Here is a 12,393-nt window from a genome sequence, read left to right as displayed (position 1 = left end):
CTCCTTAATTAAGTAAAAAGGTCAGACGTTGGTCGGCCTGGTTGGGTGCCACTTCGATAATTTCGCTGCTAACCACCTGATGCTGTACAAAAGGATCCTCTGCCACTCGCTGTTGCAAGGCTTCCAGGCTGGTATTGTGGGCAAGCAACATGCCTCCCTGCGCAGGTTTCAAACTGCCCACCAGCAGAAAAACCCCCGCTTCCCGGCCGCGGGTTATCCAGTCTTTATGTGCCTGCATAAATTGCGCGGCATCGGCGCGGTTCTTAGCAAACTTTAATAACACAATAAACATCAACACTCCTTGATTAACTCTGTAGCGACTGAATTTGCAGATCAAGCCACTGATTCAACAGCTCGACCTCCTGTTCAATAAAATTCATATCATTAAAGGCATTGGCAAGGGTCGCAATGCCCTGGCTGCGGGCCAGCAGATGCATGGCCAGGGTGTCGGCTTGCTGCGGGGTAAATTCCATGGCCATAAGCTGTTCACCTAACCATTGGCGAAACAGACTGAACAAGCCATTGGCATGGCCCAGGGCCTGATGATTCAGTTTGGCCAATTCAGTGCTGAGCGTGCCGATGGGGCAACCAAATTTTAAGATTTTGCTACTATTGGCAATCAGAATCTGGATAAAACAGCTGATTCTGGCTCGCGGCGAATCCCCCTGTAGCTGCCAGCTGTCCAGCATTGCCTGGGTATTCGCCAACCGCCGGGCTATAACCGCCTCGAGGATCTCGTCTTTGCTTTTAAAGTGATAGTAGAAATTGCCACGGGAAATCTGCACCGCCTCGGCAATGTTAGCAAAAGAAGTAAACTCAAAACCCTGCTCATAAAAAAGTCGATCGGCCTGAGCAACTATCTGTTCGCGTTTGGAAATCTGCATTAGTCTCATCGCCACTAGGACATTTGACCTAAACATTAGGACAATCGACCTAATCATTCAAGACTAAATGTACATGAGTGAGTAAAATATCAAGATTATCTGACGCACAAGACGACCTGCGGTGTCCAAATCCATCCACGAAATTAGCATGTCAGATATAAAGAGACCACTAGCAGAAGGGGCAAGTTGAGACGCGCGATATTGATTGAAAAAGCCATGACATCCAGACAATAAATAGCTAAATGCCTTGATGAGACTGGCCGCTACGTCCACAGCGTCAAAGAGTTGCAGATGAAGCGGCCTCTGAGTTGACTGACTACGGCTTCAATCCCTCAACAATAGCCCCCAGAAGCTCGCCGTCTTTGGTATCACCGCTGAGCTGCCAGAAAAACGCACCGCCTAAACCTTTTTGTTTAACGTAGTCCATTTTTCCCAAAATGGTTTGTGGCGTGTCATAGCTCCACCACTCCCCATTACATAAGCCATAGGCCGTGCCCCCCAGGGTTCCCGTAGCGGGACAATGTGTTTTCAGCACATGATAGGCGTTACCACCCGGCTCCTTCGCGCCTTGAGCAGGCCCTGTCGCGGTTGCTAACGCTTCTGTTTGCTCAATACCTGCCCAGCCGCGACCGTAAAAGCCGATACCCAGCAAAATTTTATCTGCCGGAATACCTTGGGCTAGCATGTAAGCAATAGAATCATCAGCGTTGTTTTTCTCATGAGTGGTGCCTTTGGCAACATCAACCGGGTACAAAGGGGAATGGGGATAGGTTGGCCCTTGCGGCGACCAGGCACCAGCGTAGTCGTAAGTCATGGGCATAAAGAAATCGAGATAAGGCGCAGCCTTAGCATAGTCCGCAGCGCTTAGTATAGATAGCGGTGCCCCAATGGCTGAGGTAACTAAGCTGTCGCGACCAAACCTGTCCCGTACCGCTTTGATAAGGGTGTAATAGCCATCTGGGCCACTTTTATCACATTCAACGCCACAGGCATTGGGGTATTCCCAATCAATGTCTATTCCATCAAACAAGCCCGCCCAGCGTGGGTCATTAAGCAGCGCATGGCATGAATCGGCGAATCGCTCAACATCCTTAGCGGCCTCGATGAAACCGACCGAACCTGTCCATCCACCAATAGACCACAGCAGCTTCACATCTGGATACATGGCTTTGAACTTAATCAACTGGCCAATAACGCCTTTAACCTTGGCATCCTCGCTATCAGCCACACCATCCACGCTGTCTTGTGCACTATAGTGATGTTCAATGCTGGCAGGTATCTCATCCAGCACACATTGACCTTCGGCTAGCCCACCAAAGGCGAGCAAGATATGAGTAAGCTGCTCGGCTGCGCCACGGGTCACAATGTCCTTAACCCGATAGCCCCGTTCAGGCTCCCAAAGTGGAAAGTAGCCGACAACCTTTTGCTCGGCTTTGGCCGATGTTGATAATAATGCAGACGAGTCCTTGTCAGCGGCAAACAGAGCAGATTCACTGCACCAGGCTAGTAACACAGCACAAAATAGAACGCTTAGTATCCTGTTAGTCACACGCATATTGTCCCTCAATCAAATGTTAATAAGTAACCAAAATAAATTAGTTTAATGTTAAATAGCAAGGGCGTGTTGGCTAAAAATCCTCTTACACCAATCAGATACCTCTTGATTGTGATAACCTGCACCGGTTTTAAGAACAAGTCTAAACAGGAACAATAAGTCAGCCAGGGTTCATTCTGGGCTGCCACCATAACGTCAGGGAAGACAAAGCCGACACTAGACAGGCCAAAACCTGGGTAACAGTATCGGCTTGGCAGCAAGCCTGCCAAGCTGGAATGACCCTATGCCCTGAAGCAAAAGGATTGAGGACAATGAAGAATGCTTATATCCGTTGGCTGCGTGAGCAAACACTGCAATGGCACACCAGCGGCATCATCTCAGAACAGCAACAACAGGCCATACTGGCTCTTTATCCTGAACCACCCAACAGCAATTGGGGCCAGTGGCTTATCAATGCCTTTGCCGGCGTTATCCTTGGCCTGGGGGTTATTCTGTTTTTTGCTTACAACTGGCAGGATATGCATCGTTACCTCAAGTTACTGGTAATAGCCGCAGCCTGCATTGGTGTAGCCACCCTCACCTGGACTTTACAACGAAAAAATCCGCCCCCGCCCTTGGCCAATGGTATGGGACTACTCTGGAGTATGCTGTTTGGTGCGGCTATCTGGCTGGTGTCGCAGATTTACCATATTGATGAACATTACCCGAACTTCTTTATGTTGTGGGGGCTGTCAGCGTTAGCCCTGGCTATTATCCTGAATAACTGGATGCACAGCTTGTTAGCGCTGATATTGTTAAGCGTTTGGGCAGGTGCTGAAGTTTGGGAATTTAATGCCACCTTGCACCCCGCACAGGCAGCCCTATTGGGGCTTTACGTGTTTTGCTGGCGCTTTCAACCAGCCTGGCTGCTGTTACTTAGCGCATACGTCAGCCTGTTGATGCTGCTGTCCGGCCTTTATAATGCCAGTGGCGAGTACCCCGAACTTATGGTGCTGGCCGCCTGCAGCCTAGTGATTAGCCTGGGCTATGCCAGAGGCACTTCAACCAGCCAATACCAATTGCGGCTGGGTTTGCTATATCCAGCTTACACTGTGGTGTTGTTGTGGCTGCTGGCCTTTGGTTTTGACGCCAAACAACTAGGTTGGAGCCCAGGGGAAACCCCGGCACATTGGCTTGGCCTGCTCACCATAGCCGCCATCGTTTTGGCCTTCGTCACTTTGTTTATGCTGCGAAATCAGAAAGACAACAGCACCTTGGAGAAAAGCTGGCATCTGGTTTTGCTAGCCATAAGCAATGCCCTGGCTCTGAGCCTGGCCTACTTCCCTGAGTGGCTATCCGGCCAGATACTGGATCTGCTGTTCAGTCTGATCCTTGCCACACACTCTATATTGTTTATTCGTCAGGGCAATCGCCAGCAACGCGGCCTGATGGTTGGCTTCTTTGCCCTGCTGCTGGCCATTGTGGTTTTTGCCCGCTTTATGGATCTGTTTGATAGCCTGCTACTGCGTTCCCTGGCCTTTGTTGCAGTGGGGCTGGGGCTGTTCTTGGTGGGTTGGTACTATCAAAGAAACAAGGATGTAAAGGCATGAAAAAAGCACATATTTGGCTGCCGGTGGTACTAGTCGCGCAGCTACTGATACTGGGTGCCATTGTCGGTAAACGTGAACGTATTATGGCAAACGGTGACGTGGTTTATCTGAAAACCATGCCGGTGGACCCCAGGGATATTTTTCGTGGCGACTACGTGGTGCTGGATTATGAGCTGGTGTATCAGGCAAGAGGGCTGATGCAGGAAAGCAAGCTCAGTGCTGAAAAGGTCTATCTCAAGCTCAGCACCAATCAGCGTGATGTGGCCAACCTGGTAACGGTTGACCACACAGCACCCAAAGCCGGTCTATTTGTGCGCGGTTTCGCCCCTTCTATTGACTACAACAATCTACCTGAGCTGCGACTTGGCATTGAAAAATACTTTGTCGAACAAGGCGCGGGGAAGGAATTGGAAGACATTCGCGGCGAAGCCCAATCCTGGCAGACACCTCTGGAAATGCGGGTCGCCTTGGGCAATGATGGCACACCTGTCATCATCGGCCATCGCTTTAGTCCGATTCGCACCCGTACACGCTTTGCCGACTTGGAAGATACGCTGCCACAGCGGGATAGGTCGCCCCAACATCTTGAATTTAGCATTGAAAACAACAGCCTCGCCACGCTTTCAGTTTTTGACAATAAAACACACTGTGGGTTTACGTTGGTGCACGCCGAGACATTGAGACCGGTGTCATTGAACCGGGATTGCAGCGAAGCGGCGCTGGAGAGAACCGAGCTATCAGCCGGGGCTACCTATCAGGTCACTATCGACCTCTCGCAACCTCAATGGCAGGTTAAAGGTCAATCTGATCCCTTATCACTAGCGGGTGTAGACGGCGCTTGGCAGGGATTCCGTTTGCTCTATCGTGACCAAAGTGGTGCAGACGACGGCGAACAAATTATATCGGCTCGCTTTTTCAGACGAGGCGGCATCGACTGATGCCGCCTTATCCCCCTGTTCCTGTTTAGCGGCCACGTGAGTGGCCACCGGCATGCCCAAGCGTGGCAAAAGTACATAGCCTTGTCAGGAGGCGCGCAAATCAGCCAGCCACACCCCGGCTTGTCTGGCTTCCTGTTCATGCTCTTCATCTCGCCAGGTTTCAAGCAAGGCAGCCTGATACCAGAGCTGCATGGCAGGCAGTGCCAGCAAACGTGCCGCATAGGCTTGTGCCTCATCACTCAGCGCTGGCGTATAGGTCTGAGCGCGAAACGCCAGGGGAGCATAAAACGCATCCACCGCACTAAACTGCTCACCGGCTAAAAATGGCCCGCCGTACGCGTGCAAGCCCTGCTGCCAAAGACTGTCGATACGCTGCCACTGCTTATCCAGAGGTTTTGACCAGCCATGCAGTTTAACCCGCAGACCACAGTTCATGGTGCAGATATCACGGATAGCCATAAAACCAGCATGCATCTCGGCACTGGCACAACGTGCCCAGGCCCGTCTGTCGGGATCCTGTGGCCACACACCAGGAAAACGCTCAGCCAGATATTCAATAATGGCCAGCGAATCCCAAATGGTATTGCCGCCATCCACCAAACAGGGCACCTTGCCTGTGGGGGAAAAACGCTGAAACGCCTCTGGTGCGGTCTGTCCGCCAAATGGCACCAGCACTTCCTCAAATGGAATATCCAGTGTCGACATCAGTAGCCAGGGGCGTAATGACCAGGACGAGTAATTTTTATTGGCAATATACAGCCGCAACACATTAGCCCCCGATGACCTGATAGTTACCGATGTCACCTTCTATTCCCAGCCTTTGCATGGTCTCCTGAGCACTAAAACCCATGGCTTGATGGGCTTCCATCACCACCGCCTTGGCGGCATCGATGGTGGCCTGGCTTTGCCACTGGGCAATAGTCACTATGTTGTAACGGCCTGGACCGGCCACTTGTTCCAGCAGTTGGTCCTGAATAAAGCCCGGCTGCTTGCGTAAAATCTCGTGGGTGGCCAACACCCGCTGCAGAAACTCCTGCTTCGAGGCCTGAGGCACAATAAATTTATCGACACGAAACACAGACTGATTATCCGACATCACATTGTTCCCTTATTGAAATGTTGTTATTGCAAGTTTTGAACGGCTTTAAATGCTTTATCTTTCAGCTAATTTTCAGGAAAACCTCAAACTAGATGAAGTAGCCAATATTTACCAGTTACGTCACAATTCCTGTCTCTGCTCAACCGTCACGTCTATTGGCTTTCAAGGTGATTATGATCAGTTATCGGAGTAATTCACCCAACAACTCAGCTACCCGCCGCGACATCAACTATAGTTAGCAAGTCAGTCATCAGGCGTGACATAACCGAAATGGATGTTGGTTTTATAGCTGTCATCATCCGTTTTCCAGCAACCTTATATGCCCCAACAACGGTTGGGTACATATCAGCAGCAGAAAACAGGAGATAGCAGGTATGAGCAAATACGAGGGAGATATCATTGATCTGCTTACGCAAAAGCATGCTCAGGCTATCTACCCCATCCCCGAATTACTCCCCAATCAACGGGGGCCAAGTTGCGGATTTTACGCCCTGGGTTATGTACTGAATTACTGGCATAGCCGCTTCGAAGAGTTTGGCGGGGACTACCGTGTACAACCCCCTCTTCCACCGCGCGGCAATATGGACGGACCAAAGCAAACTCCCAGTTCTAACACTGAGAGGCAGCAGAAAAATCAACGGGCTGCACATGGGCAATTTAAATCCCTAAGGCAATACGGTAAATACCATGGCTTAACAGTGTTGGGCTCGGTATTTAATGCCATGGATTTGGTCCGCGTTGCTAAAGGCCAAAACTCGCAGTATGCGGGTCAGTTTGACGGCAATGTCGTCGATGTTAGCGTCGAGAATTTCACGGCATTGGTGAAACGATTACTGGATTGGGAGTGCCCGGTTATCGTGCCTTATGACGTTTCGGTTGACGCTGTGACTGAAGGCGAACCCGCACAAAAAGCCGGAGAAGCCGCCCATTGGATTGCCATTATTGGTTACTATCGTGAAGGCCAGCATGACTACGCAATCTATTACAACTGGGGAGAATTCTACACAGCAAAGCTTCAGGACTTTGCGGTGTCCAATGCGCAGCTAACCAGCAATCGCCATTTAACCTTTGCCAAATACCGAATAGTGGATCAGGACCAAGACGTTTACTTCAGCGATTATGCACGTCGCTCCACCATGCAGAAAACGGTCAGTAACTGGCAGCAAAGTGAAATAGAAGACGGGGGCGAACGACAATTCAAGCTGGTGCGCGATATCACTAAGCATAAACACCTGCATAATCCTGAATTCAACGATCCCACCCTCAATAACCAGGCACCGGAAGGTCGCGCTGATCAACTAGATGGCAGAGACAGAATGATAATAGGTGGCCTACGTGGCAAGGTGGTGGTGGTGTATCGAAGCGAGGATGCGCAGACAATCAGAGGCACACTGCAGGGATATCATTACAGTTAGGTCAACTAAACGGGAAGGTGCGCCATATCACCTTCCCGCGAGACAGCATTTAAAACAATCTATTCCTGGGATGTCGCCGCTTCACTGGCTTTGTGTTTAACAATCACCGACCAAGCTTCCAGCATTACCAATACGCTGACGATCAGTACGATCAAATCCAGCCCTACCAGTAGCCAGTTACCTTGCTGGTAGTATTCGCCGAGCTTAATTACTCCGGCGAAAAACGCCATCACCAGCACAAAGCTCATGGGAATAAGGGTATAAATTGCGGGACGACCGGCCTTGATCAGCATCACCGAAATCACCAGCAGTGTCAGGCTGGCCAGGATCTGATTGGTTGAACCAAACAACGGCCAGATAATCATGCCGCCGCTGCCAGAAGAACCACCAGCACCAAAAGCCAGCAGTAAACAGCAGGCCACCGCCAACAAGGTGGCAACGATGCCGTTTCTGAGCGCCTTTACCTGATAAATCTCACCCCACTCCTGGATGATATAACGCTGCAGGCGTACACCTGAGTCCATGGTCGTGCCAGCAAACAGCACCACCATCACCGCAAGTAAGGTGGAGGAGATTTCCACCGACAGGCCCCAGCCACTTTGAATAAGATTGGCACCGCCGGTAATAAAGGCATTAACACTTCCCGCCCCTAAATGACTATATACTTCATGCCATTCCTCAGGTGACGCGGCTAGCATCACTCCGCTTACTGCCACTAGCGTAATCAGGGCCAGGCAACCTTCACCAACCGCCCCCAGATAGCCAACAAAGCGGCCATCGGTTTCTTTATCCAGCTGTTTGGAACTGGTACCGGATGACACTATGCCATGAAAGCCTGATACCGCGCCGCAGGCTATAGTCACAAACAACAGCGGTATAATGCTGGGGGTGTCGATCGCGGTTTGAGTGTTAAAGGCTGGCGCGGTGATATCGGGCATAGACACAAACACCGCGCCATACAACAGCACTAAACCCACCAATAGTTGCATACCATTGATAAAATCTCGTGGCTGCAACAGCATCCATACCGGCAGTAACGAAGCAATGGCGGCATAAATAAACAGGATAATAATCCAGTTGGCCTTATCGCTCAGACCAAACATCTCGGTAGGCAGCGCCAGGGGCATGTCACTGCCCACCACAATGCTGTAATAAAGTATCCCAACGCCCACCAGACAAAGCGGAATTAACGGCACCTTGCGTTTTAGCAACTGGCCGATAACCAGGGCCACCACAATAGCGGCCCAGGCAGGAAACACCGAGTTAGGTTGTGAGACGAAGGAGTTGGCAATCACCACCCCAAACACCGCATTCACCATCAGCAAGACCAGAAACACCACCACCATAAACAGCGAGCGGGTACGCTTGCCAATCACGGTTTCAGACAAGGCTCCCATGGACTTACCCTTGTTGCGCGCACTGGCCCACAGCGCGCCCATGTCATGCACGCCGGCAAAAAAGATAGTACCCAGCACCACCCACAGAACGGCGGGCACCCAGCCCCAGTAAACCGCGATGGCTGGGCCGACAATGGGGGCTGCCCCGGCTACCGAAGTAAAATGGTGGCCCCAAAGCACCACCTTATTGGTTGGTACATAATCCACGCCATCCTGCAATTCATGGGCAGGGGTGACAAATCTGTCGTCCATGGCAAAGATTTTCTCAGCAATGAACTTGGAATAAACCAGCCAGCCGAACAACATGCCGACCAAGCCGAGTAACACGATAGTGACGGATTGCATAACAACATTCCTGTGAAAGCCTGAATTAACCATATCAGGTTAAGCAAAAATGTCTCTGCTGCTTTGGTCATACCTGCTGAATGCGTAAGAGTGGATTCAGCGTCTTTTCGGGGTGACTGGCGCCGACGGGATTTGCTAACATAAGCCCATCCTTTTCCAAGTGACCATGCCATGAAATTTATCTCTTTTAATATCAATGGACTACGCGCAAGACTTCATCAGCTTCAGGCACTAATCGACAAACATCAGCCGGATGTTATCGGTTTGCAGGAAACCAAAGTGCATGACGATATGTTTCCCCGCGAGGAAGTTGAAGCCATGGGCTACCACGTAAACTTCTTCGGCCAGAAAGGTCATTATGGTGTGGCGCTGCTCAGCAAGCAGCAACCTCTGGCAGTACAATACGGTTTTCCCGGTGATGATCCCGAAGCCCAGCGTCGCATGATTATGGCCACATATCAGATGGAAGACGGCGTTCAGGTGCGGGTGTTAAACGGCTATTTCCCGCAGGGAGAAAGTCAGGATCACGAAACCAAGTACCCCGCCAAACGCAAGTTTTACGCTGATTTACAAGACTACCTAACCGGCAATCACAGCCCAGATGAACGACTCATTGTGATGGGCGATGTGAATATCTCGCACCAGGATCAGGATATCGGCATTGGCGAGCCCAATCGTCTGCGCTGGCTGAAAACCGGCAAGTGCAGCTTCCTGCCTGAAGAGCGGGAATGGCTAAACCTGCTACTAAGCTGGGGACTGACCGACAGCTTCCGCAGTCTGCACCCGGAAGTTGCCGACCAATACAGCTGGTTTGACTACCGTTCCAAAGGTTTTGACGACAATCGCGGTCTGCGTATTGACCTGATTCTGGCCACGCCCAGTCTGCACGCCCAATTGGTTGAAGCGGGGATTGACTACGAATTGCGTGGAATCGAAAAACCGTCAGACCATGCGCCCATTTGGGCTGTGTATCGGTAACATCAGGTGTTAGAAAATCTGACCACGCTGCAAAGCCTGGCCTGGGTGGCTTACCTGGGCCTGATGTTAAGCCTGTTTAAGAACGCCCCGCTTCGCCAGTTATTGCATGACAAGCATAGTCAGCACCTGATCTTCGGCTCAGCGGCCTGTGTGTTTGTGCTATGGCTGTTTCGCGCCGGTATCTATGACGGTTTAAGCGTGCATTTTTTGTGGTTGTCGGCCCTCACGCTGGTGCTGGGCCTCAGGCGTGCCCTGCTCAGCAGTTTTTTAGCCTTGGCCGGCATCACCTTAGTGGGTAAAGAAAGCTGGAGCATGTTCGGGGTTAACGGCCTACTGGGCATCAGCCTGCCACTGGCGCTGGCGTACCTCATATATAACCTGTCGTTTCACAAGCTACCACGACACGTCTTTATCTATATATTTCTGTGCGCCTTTATTCCCGGCGCAATGCTTATCACCTTAAAAATGTTTCTAATGGGAGGGTACTTCGTTCTGGACGGCGTTCACAGCTGGGACGTAGTCGTAGATAACTACCTGTTGCTGATCCCACTAATGCTGTTCCCAGAAGCCATGCTTAATGGTATGACTATTACCTTGCTTATCATTTATTGCCCTACCTGGGTCTACACCTTTTACGATAAATATTACATTAAGGATAAATGACATGTTGAAACGCCCGTTGTTGCTGTGTTCCAGCTTGCTTGCACTGAGCGCCTGCCAACCCTCACCGCAAACCACACAGCAACCACAGGAGCAACAGACATCCCCCCTTCCCCGTCTGGAAGACCAAGTCTTTTATCAACAAAGCGTCGATGTTTTTCCTTATTTGCCGGCCGACTTGAGTGAGCCTTATATTGATTGCCCGCTTACTGTGCAAGCGTCTTCGGAACAATACCAAAGCGCGGCGCAAACCGACTACGCAACGCCGGGCTGGGAGCAGCGCATAGCCGCTGATTGGCAGTTTTTTGGCAACGACAGTCAAAATGGCCGCCTACTGGTTATCGATCACAGACTGACAGAAAATGGCCTGAGCTATCGATACCTGGCCAACGGCAGCAGCCAAAACGAACTCTACGAGCCGTGGAGTTCTTCCAAGGTGATGGCATTTACGGGGGCGGTCAGTAGAGCCCGTCAATCCGGCGTTGGCGCAAACAGCCTGGCTGGCGACGTGCCCATAGCGGATTTGATTACCAGTATCCACACCTATTTCCCTTTTGGTATGGCCGATGGCAATTCCAATGCTATCGCCTCATATTTTATTAATGTCAGTGGCCGGGATTATCTGACCAGCCTATTCCACGATGCCTGGTTAAAGCTAAGTAATCCGAATATTTTTATGCGGGGAGCCTATGGCAGTGTGTTGTTTGATCCCGGCAGCGATACTTGGCAGGACAGAAGCACCAAAGAGTCAGTAAGCATGCCTCGCCTGACCGACAATCAGCGGGATCCTGGCTATTTGCCCTATCGCTGTGATAACTGCGGCCTGACGGGCAATAAACCCATGACCACCTTAGCCCAGGCTGAATGGCTAAAACGGTTGGCCAGTCATATTGCTGAGCCAACAACACGCCATCCGGGCCTTGAAGAAGAAGACATCCGCACGCTGTTTTATGGGGTGGGACACTCTGATGTGACGCATCAGTATGGCGGCATGTTGATGGGGATTTCAAACCTGCTAGCCGATGCTATTGCCAAGCAAATAGATGGCCCCGGAGATAGCAGAACTAAGCTCAATCAGATTAGCGATGGCAAATGGCGGATTTTTCAAAAGTTAGGTTCGGGTCCCAGTGAGACACGCAAGCGTGCAGAGATGGTGATGCTGGCCCAGGTATGCCTACCCGACTACCAAGGCGGTCGCGCATTTACGCTGGCAGCACAAGCTGGGGTAGATGGCGACGAAGAATGGCAAGTTAACCAGGCGGCCATGAAATTGCAGGCCTTGCTGGACAGCAGCATGGCTACCTTGCTCGCCCGACCTTAGCCCCTTTATTCAGGCAGAAATGCGTTATCCCTTGGTTTTACTACTTGGCGCGCCAGATTGTTAAACGCCACTAAGGTCAAGGGAATATAACGCCTAAGGGTATGAAATTGGCATTTCAGGTACCCATCAAGTCATACGAAGTGGTTAGACTATTTTCGCACTTACTTTAAAATGAGGCCGCATTATGCCCCTGCGAACCGTGAAGCCTTAAG

The 12,393-nt window shown here is 51.0% G+C and carries 12 protein-coding genes; 6 read left to right on the top strand and 6 right to left on the bottom strand.

The window, feature by feature from the left end; translation table 11 throughout:
- Nucleotides 1–4: 4 nt before the first annotated feature.
- The 3 genes from KJY73_RS06265 to KJY73_RS06255 form a co-directional block, all read right to left on the bottom strand.
- Nucleotides 5–292 (bottom strand): YciI family protein, encoded by a 288-nt coding sequence (locus KJY73_RS06265; RefSeq protein ID WP_214341513.1) that lies wholly within the window; start codon nucleotides 290–292, stop codon nucleotides 5–7.
- 13 nt (nucleotides 293–305) lie between these two features.
- Nucleotides 306–884: a TetR/AcrR family transcriptional regulator gene (locus KJY73_RS06260; protein ID WP_214341510.1), complete on the bottom strand. Its 579-nt coding sequence runs from the start codon at nucleotides 882–884 to the stop codon at nucleotides 306–308.
- A 316-nt stretch (nucleotides 885–1,200) separates the two neighbouring features.
- The gene (locus KJY73_RS06255) at nucleotides 1,201–2,439 is read right to left on the bottom strand and encodes a glycoside hydrolase family 18 protein (RefSeq protein WP_214341508.1); all 1,239 of its coding nucleotides are present in this window, start codon (nucleotides 2,437–2,439) and stop codon (nucleotides 1,201–1,203) included.
- A gap of 311 nt (nucleotides 2,440–2,750) precedes the next feature.
- Here KJY73_RS06255 and KJY73_RS06250 point away from each other — a divergent pair, with 311 nt between their 5' ends.
- Together KJY73_RS06250 and KJY73_RS06245 are read left to right on the top strand one after the other, a co-directional pair.
- Complete coding sequence (locus KJY73_RS06250; RefSeq protein WP_214341505.1) at nucleotides 2,751–4,028, top strand: DUF2157 domain-containing protein; 1,278 nt, start codon at nucleotides 2,751–2,753, stop codon at nucleotides 4,026–4,028.
- On the top strand, nucleotides 4,025–4,966 hold the full coding sequence (locus KJY73_RS06245; protein WP_214341502.1) for a GDYXXLXY domain-containing protein: 942 nt from the start codon (nucleotides 4,025–4,027) through the stop codon (nucleotides 4,964–4,966). Before KJY73_RS06250 ends, KJY73_RS06245 begins: the two co-directional genes overlap by 4 nt.
- A gap of 84 nt (nucleotides 4,967–5,050) precedes the next feature.
- On the opposite strand, the gene KJY73_RS06240 is transcribed toward KJY73_RS06245, so the two are convergent.
- Both KJY73_RS06240 and KJY73_RS06235 read right to left on the bottom strand, forming a co-directional pair.
- Entirely contained in the window at nucleotides 5,051–5,734 is a 684-nt protein-coding gene (locus KJY73_RS06240) for a glutathione S-transferase family protein (protein ID WP_214341499.1), read from the bottom strand.
- 1 nt (nucleotide 5,735) lies between these two features.
- Complete coding sequence (locus tag KJY73_RS06235; RefSeq protein ID WP_214341497.1) at nucleotides 5,736–6,062, bottom strand: antibiotic biosynthesis monooxygenase family protein; 327 nt, start codon at nucleotides 6,060–6,062, stop codon at nucleotides 5,736–5,738.
- Between the two features lie 377 nt (nucleotides 6,063–6,439).
- Here KJY73_RS06235 and KJY73_RS06230 point away from each other — a divergent pair, with 377 nt between their 5' ends.
- Nucleotides 6,440–7,480, top strand: coding sequence for a hypothetical protein (locus KJY73_RS06230; RefSeq protein WP_214341493.1), 1,041 nt, complete (start codon nucleotides 6,440–6,442; stop codon nucleotides 7,478–7,480).
- A 59-nt stretch (nucleotides 7,481–7,539) separates the two neighbouring features.
- Here the strand turns inward: KJY73_RS06230 and KJY73_RS06225 are convergent, their stop codons facing one another.
- Nucleotides 7,540–9,222: a carbon starvation CstA family protein gene (locus KJY73_RS06225; RefSeq protein ID WP_214341491.1), complete on the bottom strand. Its 1,683-nt coding sequence runs from the start codon at nucleotides 9,220–9,222 to the stop codon at nucleotides 7,540–7,542.
- 171 nt (nucleotides 9,223–9,393) lie between these two features.
- On the opposite strand from KJY73_RS06225, the gene xthA reads away from it, so the two are divergent.
- The 3 genes from xthA to KJY73_RS06210 are packed head-to-tail and all read left to right on the top strand — an operon-like array spanning nucleotide 9,394 to nucleotide 12,181.
- Entirely contained in the window at nucleotides 9,394–10,200 is an 807-nt protein-coding gene (gene xthA, locus KJY73_RS06220; protein WP_214341488.1) for an exodeoxyribonuclease III, read from the top strand.
- Nucleotides 10,201–10,206: 6 nt separating this feature from the next.
- Nucleotides 10,207–10,863 carry an energy-coupling factor ABC transporter permease gene (locus KJY73_RS06215; protein ID WP_214341485.1) on the top strand — a complete coding sequence of 219 codons (657 nt, stop codon included), beginning with the start codon at nucleotides 10,207–10,209 and terminating at the stop codon, nucleotides 10,861–10,863.
- A 1-nt stretch (nucleotide 10,864) separates the two neighbouring features.
- Nucleotides 10,865–12,181 (top strand): hypothetical protein, encoded by a 1,317-nt coding sequence (locus KJY73_RS06210; protein WP_214341481.1) that lies wholly within the window; start codon nucleotides 10,865–10,867, stop codon nucleotides 12,179–12,181.
- Nucleotides 12,182–12,393 lie beyond the last annotated feature (212 nt).

The organism is Bowmanella yangjiangensis (assembly GCF_018531185.1).
Taxonomy (GTDB): Bacteria; Pseudomonadota; Gammaproteobacteria; order Enterobacterales; family Alteromonadaceae; genus Bowmanella; species Bowmanella yangjiangensis.
This window is presented reverse-complemented; position numbering and strand designations above follow the sequence as displayed.